The sequence below is a fragment of the Amorphoplanes friuliensis DSM 7358 genome (assembly GCF_000494755.1).
In the GTDB taxonomy this organism is placed as follows: Bacteria; Actinomycetota; Actinomycetes; order Mycobacteriales; family Micromonosporaceae; genus Actinoplanes; species Actinoplanes friuliensis.
This window is the reverse complement of sequence record NC_022657.1, coordinates 3,191,191-3,209,278: the sequence shown is the minus strand read 5'-3', so window position 1 is coordinate 3,209,278 and position 18,088 is coordinate 3,191,191. Positions and strand designations below refer to the sequence as shown.

At 71.4% G+C, this 18,088-nt stretch carries 17 protein-coding genes; 12 read left to right on the top strand and 5 right to left on the bottom strand.

Translation table 11 applies throughout. The features are described from left to right. Positions 1 to 32: 32 nt before the first annotated feature. From AFR_RS14985 to AFR_RS14970, 4 genes are all read left to right on the top strand, one after another. On the top strand, positions 33 to 1,421 hold the full coding sequence (locus AFR_RS14985; RefSeq protein ID WP_041840878.1) for a non-reducing end alpha-L-arabinofuranosidase family hydrolase: 1,389 nt from the start codon (positions 33 to 35) through the stop codon (positions 1,419 to 1,421). A 16-nt stretch (positions 1,422 to 1,437) separates the two neighbouring features. Beyond that, positions 1,438 to 2,697 carry a CE1 family esterase gene (locus tag AFR_RS14980; protein ID WP_023361320.1) on the top strand — a complete coding sequence of 420 codons (1,260 nt, stop codon included), beginning with the start codon at positions 1,438 to 1,440 and terminating at the stop codon, positions 2,695 to 2,697. A 136-nt stretch (positions 2,698 to 2,833) separates the two neighbouring features. Beyond that, a complete protein-coding gene (locus AFR_RS14975; protein WP_023361319.1) occupies positions 2,834 to 3,694 on the top strand; it encodes a helix-turn-helix transcriptional regulator in 861 nt (286 codons plus the stop codon). A 113-nt stretch (positions 3,695 to 3,807) separates the two neighbouring features. After that, positions 3,808 to 4,743, top strand: a complete 936-nt coding sequence (locus AFR_RS14970; protein WP_023361318.1) for an SDR family oxidoreductase — start codon at positions 3,808 to 3,810, stop codon at positions 4,741 to 4,743. Between the two features lie 13 nt (positions 4,744 to 4,756). On the opposite strand, the gene AFR_RS14965 is transcribed toward AFR_RS14970, so the two are convergent. The 3 genes from AFR_RS14965 to AFR_RS14955 all read right to left on the bottom strand — a co-directional run bounded on the left by AFR_RS14965 (position 4,757) and on the right by AFR_RS14955 (position 7,396). Beyond that, on the bottom strand, positions 4,757 to 5,713 hold the full coding sequence (locus AFR_RS14965) for an alpha/beta hydrolase (protein WP_052359395.1): 957 nt from the start codon (positions 5,711 to 5,713) through the stop codon (positions 4,757 to 4,759). 83 nt (positions 5,714 to 5,796) lie between these two features. Beyond that, the gene (locus AFR_RS14960; RefSeq protein ID WP_023361316.1) at positions 5,797 to 6,639 is read right to left on the bottom strand and encodes an AraC family transcriptional regulator; all 843 of its coding nucleotides are present in this window, start codon (positions 6,637 to 6,639) and stop codon (positions 5,797 to 5,799) included. A 25-nt stretch (positions 6,640 to 6,664) separates the two neighbouring features. Further along, on the bottom strand, positions 6,665 to 7,396 hold the full coding sequence (locus AFR_RS14955) for a tetratricopeptide repeat protein (protein WP_023361315.1): 732 nt from the start codon (positions 7,394 to 7,396) through the stop codon (positions 6,665 to 6,667). A gap of 90 nt (positions 7,397 to 7,486) precedes the next feature. Here AFR_RS14955 and AFR_RS14950 point away from each other — a divergent pair, with 90 nt between their 5' ends. Next, a complete protein-coding gene (locus AFR_RS14950; RefSeq protein WP_023361314.1) occupies positions 7,487 to 10,609 on the top strand; it encodes an ATP-binding protein in 3,123 nt (1,040 codons plus the stop codon). Here the strand turns inward: AFR_RS14950 and AFR_RS14945 are convergent. Further along, on the bottom strand, positions 10,606 to 11,331 hold the full coding sequence (locus AFR_RS14945) for an alpha/beta fold hydrolase (RefSeq protein ID WP_023361313.1): 726 nt from the start codon (positions 11,329 to 11,331) through the stop codon (positions 10,606 to 10,608). The two genes, AFR_RS14950 and AFR_RS14945, sit on opposite strands and share 4 nt — an antisense overlap. A 163-nt stretch (positions 11,332 to 11,494) precedes the next feature. Between AFR_RS14945 and AFR_RS14940 the strand changes: the two genes are divergently transcribed. From AFR_RS14940 to AFR_RS14920, 5 genes are all read left to right on the top strand, one after another. Continuing rightward, complete coding sequence (locus AFR_RS14940; protein ID WP_023361312.1) at positions 11,495 to 12,145, top strand: pyridoxamine 5'-phosphate oxidase family protein; 651 nt, start codon at positions 11,495 to 11,497, stop codon at positions 12,143 to 12,145. A 107-nt stretch (positions 12,146 to 12,252) separates the two neighbouring features. Beyond that, positions 12,253 to 13,077, top strand: coding sequence for a helix-turn-helix transcriptional regulator (locus AFR_RS14935; RefSeq protein WP_023361311.1), 825 nt, complete (start codon positions 12,253 to 12,255; stop codon positions 13,075 to 13,077). A 108-nt stretch (positions 13,078 to 13,185) separates the two neighbouring features. Then, the gene (locus AFR_RS14930; protein ID WP_023361310.1) at positions 13,186 to 14,121 is read left to right on the top strand and encodes an NADP-dependent oxidoreductase; all 936 of its coding nucleotides are present in this window, start codon (positions 13,186 to 13,188) and stop codon (positions 14,119 to 14,121) included. A gap of 50 nt (positions 14,122 to 14,171) precedes the next feature. Then, positions 14,172 to 15,779 carry a serine/threonine-protein kinase gene (locus AFR_RS45075; RefSeq protein ID WP_084298039.1) on the top strand — a complete coding sequence of 536 codons (1,608 nt, stop codon included), beginning with the start codon at positions 14,172 to 14,174 and terminating at the stop codon, positions 15,777 to 15,779. Next, the gene (locus AFR_RS14920) at positions 15,776 to 16,345 is read left to right on the top strand and encodes a hypothetical protein (protein WP_148307966.1); all 570 of its coding nucleotides are present in this window, start codon (positions 15,776 to 15,778) and stop codon (positions 16,343 to 16,345) included. Before AFR_RS45075 ends, AFR_RS14920 begins: the two co-directional genes overlap by 4 nt. Here AFR_RS14920 and AFR_RS14915 read toward each other — a convergent pair. After that, a complete protein-coding gene (locus AFR_RS14915; RefSeq protein ID WP_023361307.1) occupies positions 16,333 to 17,205 on the bottom strand; it encodes an oxidoreductase in 873 nt (290 codons plus the stop codon). The genes AFR_RS14920 and AFR_RS14915 overlap by 13 nt on opposite strands. A gap of 83 nt (positions 17,206 to 17,288) precedes the next feature. On the opposite strand from AFR_RS14915, the gene AFR_RS14910 reads away from it, so the two are divergent. Further along, positions 17,289 to 17,915: a TetR/AcrR family transcriptional regulator gene (locus AFR_RS14910; RefSeq protein WP_023361306.1), complete on the top strand. Its 627-nt coding sequence runs from the start codon at positions 17,289 to 17,291 to the stop codon at positions 17,913 to 17,915. Continuing rightward, a complete protein-coding gene (locus AFR_RS45070) occupies positions 17,890 to 18,066 on the top strand; it encodes a DUF1059 domain-containing protein (protein WP_023361305.1) in 177 nt (58 codons plus the stop codon). Before AFR_RS14910 ends, AFR_RS45070 begins: the two co-directional genes overlap by 26 nt. Positions 18,067 to 18,088 lie beyond the last annotated feature (22 nt).

Here is an 18,088-nt window from a genome sequence, read left to right as displayed (position 1 = left end):
ACGTGACCCCCATCCCCCACAGGAGGCAGCTCATGAAGAGATCAAAGGTGAGGAACGTCGGCCTGACCGCGGCCGGTGTGGCACTACTGGGTTCCGCCGCGGTTGCCGTGGCCCTGCCCGCCGGTGCGGCAGCCGCCGGATGTTCGGTGGACTACACCGTGTCGTCGCAGTGGCAGGGCGGCTTCGGTGCCAGTGTCGCCATCACCAACCTCGGTGACCCGGTGACAAGCTGGTCGCTGACCTGGTCGTACACCGCCGGGCAGACGGTCACGCAGGCGTGGAACACCACGCTGACCCAGAGCGGCTCGGCGGTCACCGCGAAGAACGTCAGTTACAACGGGTCCATCGCGACCAACGGGTCGGTGTCGTTCGGCTTCAACGGCTCGTCGCCCGGGAGCAACCCCGTACCGGCGAGTTTTGCTCTCAACGGTGTGGCCTGCACCGGGGGGACGACAACACCGACCACCCCACCGGTGACCCCGCCGGTCACCACACCGCCGCCCGGTGGTTCCTGCACGCTTCCGACCTCGTACCGGTGGAGCTCGACGGGATCGCTGGCCACTCCGAAGTCCGGGTGGGTGTCGCTGAAGGACTTCACCGTCGCGCCGTACAACGGCAAGCAGCTGGTCTACGCCACCACCCACGACAACGGTACGTCCTGGGGGTCGATGAACTTCAGCCCGATCACGAACTGGTCGGAGCTGGCGTCGGCGACCCAGACCAAGATGAACTCCGGCACGGTGGCGCCGTCGCTGTTCTACTTCGCGCCCAAGAACATCTGGGTGCTCACCTACCAGTGGGGCTCCTGGCCGTTCATCTACCGGACCTCCAGCGACCCCACCAACGCCAACGGCTGGTCCGCGCCGCAGGCATTGTTCACCGGCAGCATCACGGGGTCCGGGACCGGGCCGATCGACCAGACGATCATCGGTGACAGCCAGAACATGTACCTGTTCTTCGCCGGTGACAACGGCAAGATCTACCGGGCCAGCATGCCCATCGGCAACTTCCCCGGCAACTTCGGCTCCTCGTACACCACGATCATGAGTGACACCACCAACAACCTGTTCGAAGCACCCCAGGTGTACAAGGTCGCCGGTCAGAACCAGTACCTGATGATCGTCGAGGCCATCGGCAGCCAGGGACGCTACTTCCGGTCGTTCACCGCTACCAGCCTCAACGGCTCCTGGACACCGCAGGCCGCGACCGAGAGCAACCCGTTCGCGGGTAAGGCCAACAGCGGTGCGACGTGGACCAACGACATCAGCCACGGCGAACTGCTGCGTACCAGCGCGGACCAGACCATGACCGTCGACCCGTGCAACCTGCAACTGCTCTACCAAGGCCGTAACCCCAACTCCAACGGCGTCGACTACGGCCTGCTGCCGTACCGGCCCGGACTGCTCACCCGCCAGCGCTGAGAAGGAGGAACTTGTCATGACACACCACAGAACATCGATCCGCCGGCTGCTCGCAGCGGCCTTCGCCACCGCAGCGATGCTGGTCGGGGTCGTCGCGATCGGCGGGCAGAGCAGTGCGCAGGCCGCCACCCCCGGGTGCGGCAAGAGCCCGACCCTGCGCGACGGCACCTACACGATCCAGAGCGGTGGCCGGGCCCGCAGCTACATCCTGCGACTGCCCGCGAACTACAGCAGCAGCCAGTCGTACCGGCTCGTCGTCGGGCTGCACTGGCTCAACGGCAGCGCGAACGACGTGGTCGGCAACGGGTTCTACGGTCTGCAGCAGCGGTCGAACAACAGCGCCATCTTCGTGGCGCCGCAGGGGCTCGACGCCGGCTGGGCCAACACCGGCGGCCGGGACGTGACACTGGTCGACGACATCCTGCGGGTGGTCGAGAACGACCTCTGCGTGGACACGAGTCAGCGCTTTGCACTCGGCTTCAGCTACGGCGGCGCCATGAGCTTCGCCCTGGCCTGCGCCCGTCCCACCGTGTTCCGCGCGGTGGCGCCGATCGCCGGCGCCAACCTCAGTGGCGGCTGCAGCACGGCGTCACAACCGGTTGCCTACTTCGGCATCCACGGCACCCGTGACAGCGTCCTGAACATCTCGTCGGGCCGTGCGATCCGGGACACCTTCGTCCGCGCCAACGGCTGCACGGCGCAGAACCCTCCCGAGCCGGCGTCGGGCAGCGGGACACACATCACCACCGCGTACACCGGGTGCCGGGCCGGATATCCGGTCCAGTGGGCGGCCCACGACGGCGACCACGTTCCCCTGCCGACGGACCGCAACGCCTCGACGTCCTGGGTCTCGGCCGAGGTGTGGCAGTTCTTCACGCAGCTCGGCAGCACCACACCGCCGTCGAACCCGCCGTCGACACCTCCTTCCACGCCTCCTTCGACACCGCCGCCCGGCGGGGCCACTTGTCGCGCGGTTGCCACCGTCAATGCCTGGAGCTCCGGCCTGACCGCTGACGTCACGCTCACCAACACCAGCGGTACGCCCCTCAACGGCTGGACGCTGGCCTTCACCCTGCCCGCGGGTCAGACGATCACCGGCGGCTGGAACGCCACCTACGCACCGGCCTCCGGACGGGTGACGGCGACCAACGTCAGCTACAACGGGTCCGTGGCGCCCGGTGCGTCCGTCAGCATCGGGTTCCAGGCCAACCACACCGGCAACAGCGGGGCCCCGAGCTCGTACGCGCTCAACGGCACCACCTGCTCCACCAGCTGATTCCCGCTCCACGGCCGGCCGGTCGACCCGCGGGGTCACCGGCCGGCCGCATCTCATGGGGGGATCGACAATCCCAGGCTGCCCCCGGTTTTCAGTGGTAGAACCAGACCGACTGACAACCGTGGAGGACCCAACCATGATCGACCGAGCCGGGCTCGCCGAGTTCCTGCGCCGCCGCCGGCAGCTGCTCCAGCCCGAGGACGTCAGTCTTCCGCGCGGGCAGCGGCGACGGACCTCCGGCCTGCGCCGCGAGGAGGTCGCCGCGCTCTGCCACATCTCGGTCGACTACTACAGCCGCCTGGAGCGCGAACGCGGCCCGCACCCGTCCGAGCAGATGATCGCCTCGATCGCCCAGGGCCTGCACCTGTCACTCGACGAACGCGACCACCTGTTCCGCCTCGCCGGGCACAAGCCGCCCCTGCGCGGCTCGACCAGCGAGCACATCAGCCCCGGCCTGCTGCGCATCTTCGACCGGCTGACCGACACCCCCGCCGAGATCGTCACCGAGCTCGGCGAGACGCTGCGGCAGAACGCCCTGGGTGTCGCCCTCACCGGTGACCTCACCCGGTACACCGGTCCGGCCCGTTCGATCGGCTACCGGTGGTTCACCGATCCGGCCTTCCGCGCTCGGTACCACCCGGACGAACACGCCCTGCTCGGCCGCGTCTTCGCCTCCGGCCTGCGCGAGACGGTCGCCCGCCGCGGTCCCGGCTCGTGGGCGGCCCAGCTCCAGCAGCTGCTCCTGGACCGGAGCGAGATGTTCCGGACGGTCTGGGACGACCACGAGGTCGGTGTCCGGTTCAACGAGGTCAAACGGTTCGTGCACCCGGAGCTCGGCGACCTCGAGCTCACCTGTCAGTCGCTCCTCGACCCGGACCAGTCACACCTGCTTCTCGTCTACACGGCGGTCCCCGGCAGCGAGAGCTACGAGAAGCTCGAGCTGCTGTCCGTCATCGGCTCCCAGCAGATCGGCGCCGGTGAGACCTCGCACGCCTGAGGGGGATCGGCGATCCGAGGCTGAGCAGGCCCTTAATCCACCAGCCGCGCTGCCCCAGCCTTGATGCAGACGCCGGACCGCTCCGGCCCGTCGTGACACCGAGGAGAGCAGCCATGAGCCGCAGCATCGACATCACCCTCCCCCGCCTCGCCGGGAAGCGCGCCGTCGTGACCGGCGCCAGCGACGGCATCGGCCTGGCCATCGCCACCCGCTTGGCCCAGGCCGGAGCAGAGGTGATCATGCCGGTCCGCAATCCCGCCAAGGGTGAGAAGGCCGCCGACCGCATCCGCGGCCTCGTCCCGAACGCCCAGATCTCCACCCGCGCCCTCGACCTGTCCTCGCTCGACTCGGTGGCCGCCCTCACGAGCCGCCTGACCGACGAGGGCCGGGCGATCAACATCCTGGTCAACAACGCCGGCGTGATGACCCCGCCCACCCACCAGGTCACCCAGGACGGCTTCGAGCTGCAGTTCGGCACGAACCACCTCGGCCACTTCGCGCTGACCCAGGGGCTGCTGTCGCTGCTCAAGCAGGGTGCGGCCCGCGTCACGCACCAGACGAGCATCGCCGCCCGCAGCGGAACGATCAACTGGGACGACCTGAACTGGGACAGGAGCTACGACGCCAACAAGGCGTACCGCCAGTCCAAGATCGCCGTCGGCCTGTACGCCCGGGAGCTCCAGGCCCGCAGCCAGGCCGGCGGGTGGGGCATCACCAGCAACTTCGCCCACCCCGGTGTCTCGCCCACGAACCTGCTCGCCGCGCAGCCCGGCCTGGGACGCCCCAAGGACACCACCGCCGTCCGCGCGATCCGCGTGCTCTCCCGCCTCGGTCTGACGGGGACGGTCGAGTCCGCAGCACTCCCGGCGCTGCTGGCGGCAACCGGCCCGGCCTCCACCGGCGGGCTCTTCTACGGCCCTCAGGGCCCCGGCAAGGTCGGCGGCGCGCCGGCCGAGCAGGAGCTGTGGGCGCCGCTGCGCAGCATGGACGACGCCCGGCGCCTGTGGGAGGCCTCGGAGCGCCTGGTCGGTGTGCGCTTCGCCGTCTGAGGGCCGGTGGCCCTCACGAATCCGGCTGGAGACGGCTGCGCAGGAAGGTGAGGATCTCGCGGCGTGCCGGCCGGGCGGCCGGCACGAGACCCGGCACGCTCAGGAAGCTGTGCACGGCCCTGGGGTAGCAGGTCAGGCGAGCGTCGGTGCCGTCCTCGCGGAGCCGTTCGGCGTAGCGGCGCCCGTGGTCGGCCAGCGGATCCAGCGCGGCCGTGACGATCAGTGCCGGCGGCAGCCCGGCGAGGCTGTCGAACTTGAGGGGCGACACGACGCGAGCGTCGAGGCTCGGGGGGACGCTCAGCTTGCGGGCTGTCCGCAGCCGGGACAGCGACAGGGTGGGGTTGCCGGCGTTCTCCCTGATCGAGGGGTAGTCGGTCATGGTCGCGGTCAGGTCCGTGGCGGGATAGTTCAGCACCTGGGCACGCAGCGGCGGGCCGTCCTTGCGGGCGCGAAGGGCGATGAGCGCGGCGATCGTGCCGCCGGCGCTTTCGCCCAGGACCACGACGGCGCCGGGATCGACGCCCCAGCCTGCGGCCTCCCCGACGAGCCGGACGACGGTGTCGTAGCCGTCCTCGACCGGCTGGGGCAGCGGGTGCTCCGGGGCGAGGCGGTACTCCACCGCCACGACCACCGCGGGGCACCGGGCTGCGAGGTGGCTGTTGAGCCAGTCGTTCTGCGCCGCAGTTCCGGCGAAGAACCCGCCACCGTGGAACGACACGATCAGCGGCAGGTTCCCCCGGGCGAGCTTCGGGCGATGGACGCGCAGCTTCAGGCGGCGACCCGGCAGCTCGATGCTGGTCTCCTCGAGGTGTGCGCGGCGGTCGGGCAGGCCGGTGACGATCCGTGCGGCAGGGGAAGATGCGGCGCGATTGGCTTTGTCCCGCACGAGGATCACCTGATCGTCGGTCAGAGCCTCCCAATCCACGGTGTCCCTGAGGATGCGGGTGCCCAGTGGAGCTCTGCTTCTCATGTGTCCTCCGGGGGTGCGAGACGCGACCGGGTCACTGTCACAGCCGTGTCCCACCGGTGGATTGGACGAATGTTCCCGCGCCGTCAGTGACGGTCGGGCCAGGCCACATCGTCGACGGCGAGGAACGGCGCGCTTGCCACCGTCGCGGGTGTCACCCCGGTGAAGGTCAGGACATCGCGGTGGAGGTGCGACTGGTCGGCGTAGCCGCTGTCCACCGCAGCCACGGCGGCGGCCTGACCGGCGGCGAGGCGATGAGCCGCCGCATCGAACCGGATGAGCTGGGCGGCACGTTTGGGGGCGACGCCGATCTGCGACCGGAACCGGGACCACAACCGTTTACGGCTCCAGCCGACCTCGGCCGCCAGTCCGTCGACCCGCGTCCGCCCCCGGCTGGCCATCATCTGTCCCCAGCAGAACGCGACTTCCGGATCAACGGCGCGGCCCTCGTCGTGACGCCGGGCCAGCGCGACGTCCACGAGCGTGAACCGCTCCTCCCACGACCTGGCGGCCCGGAGCCGCTCCTGGATCCGCACGGCGTCGGCTCCCCAGAGGTCGTCGAGGCTCAGCACGACCCCGCTCAGTTCCGGGGCGGCGCCCAGAACCGCACGGGCGACCACCGGCGACAACCGCACCTGCAGGCAGGAGAAGCTGCCGGCCGGACCCTGCCCCCGGGCGCGGTCGGGGGCGAGGCCGGCGACAACACAGCCGCGCTGTTCCCGCCCCTTGCCGTCGGCGACGACCAGGGCCCGGTCGCCGAGGTCGAAGACCACCATGACACCCGGATGCGGCACCACCTCGACGTCGACGAGGCTGGTGGCCCGATCGCTGAACCCCGCCATCGTGACGCCCGCGAGCCGGCTCGGCCGCACCGGGACCGCGATGTCCCAGGCCGGTGCAGCGAGGCGGACGGGCGCGGCAGAACGCACCCCACGATCGTACGGGGCGCCGGGTTCAGCTCTGCCACTCCAGGCCGAACGCTCCGGCCGGGTCGAGGATCGCACCGGACGCGTACTCGGACGCGAAGCCGTCGGCGCCCAGGACGGCGACGGCGGTGGTCCGCAGCCGTGCCAGTTCGGCGGCGTCGTCGGGGTCCGGCACCTGGGCCAGGACGGCGAAGGCGCTGTCGGTGAAGCCGATCATGCGTGCGGCCTGCGCCTGGTCGCCGTCGGCCGAGGCCAGCGCGGCGGCGGCCACACCCAGGTACGGCACGAAAGTGCGGTAGCCCTGCCGGAACACCCGCTCGCGGCCTTCGGTGAACAGCTGCCGGGCGCGCTCGAGGTGGCCCAGGTGCAGTTCGGTGAAGGCCAGGTTGTGATACTCCGAGTTGACCGTTTCGGCCCGTCCGAGGGCCTCGTTCAGCTCGATGCCGGCGAGGTAGCGGACGCGGGCCTCGGCATGGTCACCGGAGAGACGGGCGACCGCGGCCAGCACGTGCCGGGGACGCTCCTCCAGGGCACGGTCACCGGCGTGGACGGCGACGGCCAGTGCCTGGCCGGCGAGTTCCTCGGCGCGGGGCAGGTCGTCGCCGCGCAGGGCGACGCGGGCCAGGGCGTAGAGAGCCTCGACCTCACCGGCCGAGTCCCCGTCGGCGCGGGCACGCTCGATCTCCAGGGTGGCCATCCGCAGCACCTCGGCGGTGTCACCCTGGCGGAAGGCCGTGCGTACCTCGTTCTGGAAACTCATGCGGCGACGGTAGTCGGCGGCTGTTGACGACCAGTGGATCCCGTTAGTCTTCGCGTACGGCTTGGGGAACCCGGGAGGAGTGGTGCGGGCGTGGCGTCGGGCGGCCTGCGTCTGCAGATCCTCGGTCCGCTGCGGGTCCGGCACGAGGGCAGCGAGCCGGCCACCTTCACGGGGCAGCAGGCCTGTCTGCTCGCGTTGCTTCTCGCGCGGGAGCAGCGCCCGATCAGTGCCGCCGGGCTGATCGACCTGATCTGGGGCGACGACGTCCCGGCCAGCGCCCTGAACATCCTCCACAAGTACATCGGCGCACTGCGGCGGCTGCTGGAGCCCGGGCTGCCGGCGCGGGAGCCGGGCTCGTACCTGGTCCGTCGCGGTCACGGCTACCTGATCGAGGCCGTTCAGGGCACCTCAGACCTGGCCGACTTCCGCGCTGCTGTCGCCGTGGCCGAGACCGCACAGCAGCCGGAAGCGGCGCTGGACGCGTACCTGGAGGCTCTGGCTCTGTGGCACGGGCCGGCGGCCGACGGTCTGGAGTGCGGACCGGCCGCGGCGGCGATGTTCGCCGCGCTCGACGGCGACTTCTTCGACACGTGCGAGGCGGCGGCCAGGGTCGCTGTTTCGGCCGGGCGGCCGCAGCGGGTGCTCCGGCCGCTGCGCCTCGCCGCTGCGATGGCGCCGTTGCACGAGCCGGTGCAGGCGAGCCTCGTCGACACGCTGGCGGCGGCCGGTCAGCAGGCCGATGCCCTGCTGGTTTTCGACGCCGTGCGCAACCGGCTCCGCGACGAGCTCGGCATCACACCCGGCCCGGCGTTGCAGGCCGCGCATCAACGGGTGCTGGCCGAGGCGCCGGCGACCGGCGGCGTCCGGCCGGGCCCGGGCGGAACGTTCGTCGGCCGGGCCGACGAGCTCGCGACATTGCGGCAGGCGGTGACGGCGGCGCTGGGCGGCGGCACCGGGTTTGTCCTGGTCGAGGGTGAGCCGGGCAGCGGAAAGACCCGTCTGCTGGAGGAGGCCACCGACGAGGCCGGGCGGCGTGGGGTGTTCACGGCCTGGGGAAAGTGCCTGCCGGGTGACGGGACGCCCGCGATGTGGCCCTGGGTTCAGGCGATCGGCGCGGTGCTCGACGGTCTGCCCACCACCACCCGCAGGGAAAGTCTCGCCGGTGAACTCGGCCGGATCACCGCACCGCACACCGCCGTGCGGCCGCCGGACGAGGGCACGCAGTTCCGCCTCTTCGAGCAGGTCGTCGCCGTTGTCGGTCAAGCCGCGGCGCGGTGCCCGGTGCTGCTCGTCATCGACGATCTCCAGTGGGCCGACGCCGCCTCGCTGCGGCTGTTCGGCCACCTGGCCACGCGGCTGCCGGGCGCAACCGCGGTCGTCGGCCTGCTGCGGGACAGCGCGCCCGTCCCCGACGCGGCGCTCACCGGGATGCTCGCGGCGGCCGGCCGCGTCCCGGGTCACCGCCGGATCCGGCTCGGCCCGCTCAGCCCGGACGACGTGGCGCAGCTCGTCAGCGGCGAGACCGGGCAGGACGCCGGTCCGGCCGTCGCCCGCAGCATCCACACCCGTACGGCCGGCAATGCGTTCCTGGTCCGCGAGCTGGCCCGCCTGCTGGCCGACGGTGGTGAGGTCACCCCGGAGCGGACGGAGGTGCCGGCCACGGTGCGGGACATCGTCCGCGACCGGATGGCCGGTTTGGACCAGCAGGCCGGACAGGTGCTCCGGATCGCCGCGCTGCTGGGCCGCGACGTCGACGTCCGTCTGCTGGCCGCGGCGGCCGGCCTCGACGGCGAGACCTGCCTCGCCCGCCTCGAGCTGCTGACCGCCTCGGGCCTTCTCACTCCGGTACGCGGAGACCCGTTCTCCTTCCGCTTCGCGCACGATCTGGTCCGCGAATCGGTCGTGGCGGCCACCCCGCCGCTGCCGGCGACCCGGATGCACCTGCGGATCGCCGACGCGCTCCAGGGCACCGCAGCCGTCGACGAGTCCGTCGCCGAACGCTTCGCTCACCACCTCTGGGCTGCCGGCCCGCTGGCCGACCCCGCCCGTACGGCGGACGCGCTCGTGCGCGCGGGCGGCCACGCGGCAGCCAAGTCGGCCTTCGACGCCGCCGAGCGGCACCTGCAGTCAGCCGCGCAGCTGGCCCGGGCCGCCGGACTGGCGGAGTCGGAGCTGTCCGCGCTGTCGCAGCTCATCATGGTTGCCGGGATGCGATCGGGTTACAGCGCGGCGGCGCCCGGCCTGCTGAAGAGGGCCGAGCACCTGGCGCGAGGGCTGGGCCGGGAGCGGCAGGCCACCGAGTTCCTGTTCTCCCGCCGGGCGGCGCACTCCCAGGCCGCGCAGCTTCAGCACAGCGGGCGGCTGGCGCACCGGCTGCTCCAGCAGGGTGAGCGGTCCGGCGACCCGGTCGTGCGGGCGTACGGTCTGCACGCCTGGGGCATCCACCAGTGGGACATCGGCAACGTCGGCGAGGCGTTCCGCCACCTGAGCCGGTCGAACCAGACGATGGTCGACGACCTCGCCCGGCGCGACGAGCAGCCGCTGCGGCACGACCTGCGGCTGTTGTCGGCCGGGATGCTGGCCGAGACGACCGCCCTGCACGGCGACGTCGGGGCGGCGCGCGGCCTGCTCGACACCCTGGAGGCCACCGCGGGCGACGACCCGTACGCCGTCACGGTCTGGGCCGCCTTCTCCGCGCGGGTCGCCGCGATGGTCGGGGACCCGGTCTGGGCACTGCGAGTGGCGGAGCGGGGCATCGCCGAGGACCCCGGGTTCTCGTACACATTCTTCGGCGCCTATCTGCGGCTGGCCCGGTGGTGGGCGAGGGCCGTGACCGGCGTGGATCCGGCCGGTGCGGCAACCGAGGCCGAGGCGGTCATCACCACGGTGCTTCTCGACCCGCCACGCTCCAACCTGCCCACCTGGTACGCCCTGCTCGCCGAGATGTGGCTGGCCGCCGGGCGGGTGGACGACGCCGCCAAGGCCCTGGACCGGGCCGACGAGTTCCTCGAGGCCCACGGCCAGCGGTACGCCGAAGGTCTGCTCCTGCTGGTGCGGGCCCGGTTGCTGCGGGCCCGCGGCGAGCCTGACGCCGCCGTCCGGGCCGCGGCCGGGCGGGCCCGGACGCGGTCCGTCGAGCGTGAGGCACACCTGTTCGCCGACCGTGCCGACGCGTTGCTGGCGTCGCTCGCCGAGCCGGCCGAGCCGGTCTAGTTCTCGACGTGGTCGGCGGCGGCCAGGATCGCCGTGATCGTCGCCTGCGGGTTCGAGATCATCGAGACGTGCGACCCGGCCACCTCGGTGGTCTTCGCGTTCGCCCGAGCGGCCATGGACCGCTGGGTCGCAGCGGGGATCACGAGGTCCTCGGTGCCGACCACCGCCCAGCTGGGCAGGATCTTCCAGGCCGCGGCGCCCGACGGCGTGGCGTTGGCGCTCAGCGTGATCGGCCGCTGACCGGCGACCACCAGCAGGCGGTCGGTCTCGGACAGGTCCTGGGCCATGGACTTGTGCACGGTCTCCGGCTTCAGGAAGGCCTCCGCGTCACCCTCCGGCCCACCCGGGTAACCGACGATGTCGAAGACCGTCGTCGGGTCGGGCACGTCGAACGCCGACCCGGATCCACCCAGGATCTGGAAGACGGTCTCCCCCTCGTCGGGGATGAAGGCGTTCACGTAGACCAGGGCCCGCACGTCGCCGCCGGCCGCGGCGTTGGTGATGACAAAACCACCGTACGAGTGCCCGACGAGCACCACCGGACCACTCGTACGCTGGGCGACGAACGACGAGAGGTACCCGGTGTCGGCTGCCAGCCCCCGGAGCAGGTTCGGCGGGGCCAGCACGGTGTAGCCCCGTTCCTGCAGCTCCGAGGTGACCGCGTTCCAGCTGGAAGCGTCGGCCCAGGCGCCGTGCACCGCAACGATCGTCGGTTTGGCCATCTGTCTCTCCCCACGTTGTCCGGTGGTCGACCCACCGCCGGCATCGTGTCGCCGGCCGGTGCAGGAGAAGTGCAGCACCGGGGCCGTGCTGACGCCGATCGATGCACTGATCGTCAACCGGCCGGTTCTAGCCTGACCGTGACGACCGCCCTGGGAGGGTTCCGTGCCGCACCGCTACCTGACCGCGCTCGAGACGCCCTCGGTCGAGGCCGCCCAGCGGGAGTACGGCAGTCACACCGCCATGCAACGTCTGCTCGCCGGCTGGGACACCGACGCCGTGCTCGGCGCCGAGGAGGCCGCGTTCCTGGACGAGCGCGACAGCTTCTACCTCGCCACCGTCGGCGAGAGCGGCTGGCCCTACGTACAGCACCGCGGCGGACCGCCCGGGTTCCTGAAGCTTTTGGACGGCGATGCGGAGGCCAGCGTGATCGGCTGGGCCGACTACCGGGGCAACCGCCAGTACGTGTCGGTCGGCAATCTCGGTGCGTCCGCCCGCGTGTCGCTGATCCTGGTCGACTACCGCCACCAGCAGCGCCTCAAGATCCTCGGCGAGGCCCGCACGGTCGACGTCAGGCAGCCCGAAGGGGCGGCGCTGGCCGAGCAGGTCAGCACCCCGGGTTACCAGGCGCACGTCGAACGTGTCATCACCGTCCGCGTGCACGGGTACGACTGGAACTGCCCGCAGCACATCACTCCCCGCTGGACCCGCGCCGAGCTGGCCCCCGTGCTGGAGAAGATGCAGGGTGAGCTCGCGGACCTGCGCGACCGCAATCGCCGGCTGGAGCAGGAACTCGCCGCGCTGCGGGACGCCTGAGCAACCCTGCTGTCTGCCGGGGACAGGATGTCCCTGGATAAGTTCGGCCTTCACCTGTTTTCCGGTTCACGTCACGATTGACCGGTCGAACACGGGAGGCTGAGACGATGGACCGGGCACAACTCGCCGACTTTCTCCGGGCCCGCCGCGAGGCGCTGCAGCCGGAGGATGTCGGGCTCCCCCGCGGCGCCCGGCGCCGGACCGGCGGACTGCGGCGCGAGGAGGTCGCCGCACTGTCCGGCATGTCGGCGGACTACCTGGGCCGGATCGAGCAGCAGCGCGGTCCACTGCCGTCGGAGCAGATGCTGGCCGGGCTGGCCCGGGGCCTGCACCTCAGCCTGAACGAGCGGGACCGCCTCTTCGCCCTGGCCGGGCACCCCGCGCCGCGCCGGGTCCTGCGCGACGATCACCTCAGCCCCAGCATGATGCGCATCGTCGACCGCCTCACCGACACGCCCGCCCTGGTGATGTCCCGGTTCGGCGAGACGCTGCTGCAGACCCGCCCGGCGGTCGCCCTGCTCGGTGACTTCATGCGGTTCACCGGCCTGTCCCGCTACCTGGTCTACCGCTGGTTCACCGACCCGGCGACCCGCGAGCTCTATCCGCCCGAGGACCACAACCTGCGGGGCCGGGTCTTCACCGTGGACCTCCGGACGGCGTACACGGCGGCTCCCGAGGGCCGGGCCGGCGAGATCGTCGCGGCACTGCTGGAGGTCAGCGAAGAGTTCGCCGAGATCTGGCGGCTGCACGAGGTGGACGTCACCCACCACCACGACCTCAAGCGGTACCGGCACGCCGAGCTGGGCGAGCTGGAGCTCTACTGCCAGCCCCTGGTGGATCCCGAGCAGGCCCAGGAGCTGCTCGTCTTCACCGCGATCCCGGGCTCGCCGAGTCACGAGAAGCTTCAGCTCCTGGCCGCCGTCGGTCGCTGACCCGGCTGTTCGCCGGCTCACACCACGAACCCATTGCTTCGAATTCGCAGCAATGTACACTCACAAAGTGCTTCGAACTCGAAGCACTGAATCGAAAGAGGGATTCCCATGAAGGCGATGCGTTTCCACGAGTACGGCGACCCGGGCGTCCTGCGGTACGAGGACGTGGACCAGCCCGTCCCCGGCGCCGGTGAGGTGCTGATCCGGGTGGCGGCGACCTCGTTCAACGGTGTCGACGGCAACATCCGCGGCGGTTTCATGCAGGGCCCCATCCCGGTGACGCTGCCGCACACGCCCGGCCTCGACGTGTCCGGCACCGTCGAAGCGCTCGGCGACGGCGTGCCCACCTTCCCCGTCGGCGACCAGGTCATCGGCTTCCTGGCCATGACCGGTGAGGGCGCCTCCGCGGAGTACGTCGTGGCTCCGGCCGAGATCCTGGCGTCGGCGCCCACGAGCATCCCGCTGACCGACGCGGCCGCCCTGCCGGTGGTCGGCCTCACCGCCTGGCAGGCACTCTTCGACCACGCCGGGCTCGTGAGCGGGCAGCGGGTGCTGATCAACGGTGCCGGTGGTGCGGTCGGTGGCTACGCCGCGCAGCTGGCGAAGAGGGCCGGCGCATACGTGATCGCCACGGCCGGGCCGGGCAGCAGCGAGGGAGCCCGCAAGGCGGGCGCGGACGAGGTTGTCGACCACACCACGACCACGGTGACCGACGCGGTGACCGAGCCGGTCGACGTCGTGCTCAACCTGGCGCCGATCCAGCCGGAGCAGCTGGCCGCGCTGGTGACGCTCATCCGCCCCGGCGGAGTGCTGGTGAACACCACGGTGTGGATGCCCGCACCGTCCGACGAGGAGCGCGGCGTCCGTGGGATCAACCTCTTCGTCCGCAGCGACGCGGGCCAGCTGGCGCAGCTCGTGACGCTCGTCGACTCCGGCGAGCTGCGCGTCGACGTGGCCCGGCAGGTGCCGCTGGCCGATCTGCCCGCCGTCCACGCCCAGGCCGCCACCGGTGACCTGCACGGCAAGGTCGTCATCGTCGCCTGACGGGACCGGCGCGGGCGGGCGTTCAGGGCCTTCGATGTATCGTCCTGCGCGTGACAGATCCACTCCTTCCGGGGGATCCGGCCGAATTGGGCGGCTACCGGCTGCTCGGCCGGCTCGGTCAGGGTGGCATGGGTGCCGTCTACCTGGGGCGGGGCGCCGAGGGGCGGCTGGTCGCCGTCAAGATGATCCGGCCCGAGTTCGCGTACGACACCGAGTTCCGGGGCCGGTTCCGCAGCGAGGTCAACCGCGCCCGCCAGGTCCCACCCTTCTGTACGGCCGAAGTGCTCGACGCCGACCCCGACCACTCGACGCCGTACCTGGTCGTCGAGTACGTGGACGGGCCGAGCCTGGCGCAGGTCATCGCCGGGCAGGGTCCACTGAGCGGCGGGAGTTTGCACAGCGTCGCGGTCGGGGTGGCCACGGCGCTGAGCGCGATCCACGGCGCCGGGGTGATCCACCGTGACCTCAAGCCGGGCAACGTCCTGCTCGCGCGGGGCATGCCCAAGGTCATCGACTTCGGCATCGCCCGCGCGTTCGAGGCGACCAGCCAGCACACCCGTACCGATCAGATGGTCGGCACGGTCGCCTACATGGCGCCGGAGCGCTTCGACACCGACGGCGGCGCGGTCGGCCCGGCAGCCGACGTGTTCGCCTGGGGTGCCGTCGTCACCTACGCGGCGACGGGGCGCACGCCCTTCCAGGCGGACTCCCCCGCGGCGACAGCGGCCCGGATCCTGACCCAGCCACCGGAGCTGAGCGGGTTGCCGGAGCCGCTGCGCTCGGTGGTCACCCGCGCCCTGGCGAAGGACCCGGCCGAGCGGCCCACCGCGCCTCAACTGCTCAACCTGCTGCTGGACCTCGACGCCGCGGACACGACCGAACTGCTGCGTCCGGAACTGCTGCGGACGGCGGTGGCTGCGCAGCGCGCTCCCGGGCGTACCGGGAAAGGGTCGAAGCGGAGGATCCGCGCGGCGGTCGTGGCCGGCGTGGGTGCGCTGGTGCTGGCCGGGGCCGGTCTTCTTGCCGCTCAGGCCCTGCCCGGGCTGGGTGCGGCCACCGACGACGTGATCGGCGACGCGGCGCCGGCTTCGGCACGGCCGTCGCTGAGCCGGGCCGCAGGCGGGACCGAGATCTTCGACCGGCTGGACCGGCCGGGCCAGTGGAAGGACACCCGCACCGACGCCGACGGACGGTGCCTCTTCACCGACGGGCGGCTCGAGGCCCGGACGGGGATGTCACCGGTGTACCGCTGCCAGGGTCCGGCGGACTCGTTCGCGAAGGACCAGGCGGTCAGCGTCGACGCGACGGTCCTCACCCCCGGGTCGTGCGCGGTGATCTGGCTGCGGGCGACCGGCGCGGACGCCTATCTGGTGTCGCTCTGCGAGTCCGAGGTCAGGCTGGGTGTCGACGCCGCGGACGGCGTCACCGGCGAGGTCCGGGCCGCGGTGACCGGCACCGGGCTGGGACGTGCGCGCCGGGTCGAGGTCGTCGTCCGCGACGAGAAGGCAACCGTCGCGGTGGACGGTACGGAAGTGCTGGCCACCCCGCTCGGGGAGGCGTCACTGAAGGCCGGCCGGGTGACGTTCGGCGTCATCGACGACATCATCAGCGGCGACGCCCGAGCCGCGTTCACCCAGGCGAAAATCATGGAGCTATGAGACGCAGCATTGTGGTCCTGACGCTGGCGCTGCTGGCCGGTGGGTGCGGCACCGCCACCCCGGACGCCTCCCCCACCCCGGCTTCCTCGGCGACTTCGGCTTCCCCGTCGGCTTCGACTCCGAGTGCGGGGGCCACGAGCTCGCGGGCGGCGCCGCAACCGCGGTTCGCCGACCTGACGCAGGGCAGCACCACCTCGGTGGTGATCCTGCACGCCTACGACAGCAAGAACGCGTCGGCCGTGGTGGAGCCCATCATCTTCATGACCGGCGACGCGTACTGCCGGACCTTCAAGATCAAGCGCACGGACGCCCGGTGTGTCAACCACGCCTACGTCACGGAGGAGAGCAACACGAAGGTCACCGTGCCGATCGACGCGCAGGCGAAGTTCTTCACCTGGGAGGACGCCCAGGGCGACGTCTGCATCGACGCCCCCGAGAAGGGCGGCACCTGCCCCATGACCGCCAAGGAGTTCGGCGGGTGGGTCGAGCTCAACAAGAATTCCATGATCGCGGTGGCCACCGAGGACGGCGTCATCACGCGGATGGCCATCGTCTACACACCCTGAGACGGGAACGGTACGCCCGTCAGCCGCTCGGACAGTGACCACAACCGCGCGGCCAGCTCGGGATCCCGGGCCTGCGCGGAGCGGTTGATCAGCTCGGGTGCACCACGCATGTGCGCGAAGTGGCTCGGCCCGGCGAAGCTGTTGCCCGGGACGTCGGCGACCGCCGCGTACAGGACGGGAAGGGCGCCCTCGTCGGGGCTCTGGGCCAGCAGCCGGACCATGAGTCTGCCCGCGAGGCCGCTCTCGGCGTACATCTGGCTGGCGACGAAGCCGGGGTGGGCCGCCTGCGCGAGGACCTTCGAACCGGCGGCGTCGAGGCGGCGCTGGAGTTCGGCGGTGAAGAGCAGGTTGGCCAGCTTGGACCGGTTGTAGGCCCGCGACTGCCCGTAGCGGGTCCGCTCGTCGTTGGGGTCGTCGAAGTCGATGCGGCCGACCCGTTCGGCCTGCGAGGAGACGGTCACGACCCGCCCGTCGACGTGCGGCAGCAGCAGGTTGGTCAGCGCGAACGGGCCGAGGTGGTTGGTGCCGAACTGCATCTCGAAGCCGTCCCCGGTACGCCGCAGCTCGGGCACCGACACCCCGGCGTTGTTGATCAGCAGATCGATCGGGCCCTGCCAGCCGGCCGCGAAGGCGCGGACGGATTCGAGGCTCGCCAGATCGAGCCGGCGCACCTCGGTGTCACCGCGGATCGTCCGCGCAGCCGCCCGCCCCTTCTCGGTGGTGCGGACGGCCAGAACCACACGCGCCCCGGCTCCGGCCAGCGCGCGGGCTGTCGACAGGCCGACGCCGGTGTTCGATCCGGTCACGATGGCGGTCCGGCCGGTGAGGTCGGGCAGGTCGGCAATGGTGAACCCGGTCATGGTGTCTTCCTCCGCTTGATTGCACTCAGTGGCATCACTGTACGTCGGTGATGCCACTGAGTGCAATCGCGGTAGTCTGAGGCGTGGCCAGATGGGAACCCGACGCGTACGGACGGCTGCGTGACGCGGCCCTCTCGCTCTTCATCGAGCAGGGTTTCGAGAAGACGACCGTCGCCCAGATCGCCGAACGCGCCGGCCTGAACCGGCGCACGTTCTTCCACCACTTCGCCGACAAGCGCGAGGTTGTTTTTGCCGGTCAGGGCGAAGCAGACGCGCTCATCGCGACCGAGATCCGGGCCCAGCCCGATTCCGTCGGCCCGCTGCACGCAGCCGCCGCCGGCCTGAAGCTGCTGGCCCGCTCGACCGAGCAGTACCGCGAAGGCGCCGTCAAGCTCGGCCCGGTCATTGCTGCCAGCCCCGAGCTGCAAGAACGCGAGCTGGCCAAGCGCGCCGACCTGGCCGGCACCATCGCGGCCGCCCTCCGTGAGCGCGGAACAGCCGATCAGACGGCGGTCATCGCCGGGTGGGCGGCGGTCGCAGCGTTTTTTGTCGCGCGCAACCGCTGGAACCAGCCCGCCAACCGCCGCACCTTGGCCGGCCTGATCGACGAGTCACTCGAGCAGTTCGTCAGCGCGGCGGTGACCCCGGGCGATTCGACCGCCGGTCCCGGGGTACCCGATGGTCATGGCTTACTCGATCCGTTGCGCTGACTTCAACAACGACTGCCCCGCCCAGTTCAGCACCCCTGACGAGGACGAACTGCTGCAGCACGTCGAACTGCACACCAAGGTCGTCCACCAGCCGATGGAGTGGACACCCGAACTGGTCGAGGTGGTCAAGACCCACATCACCAAGTCGTGAACGGGCACGGCGCCCCGGACCG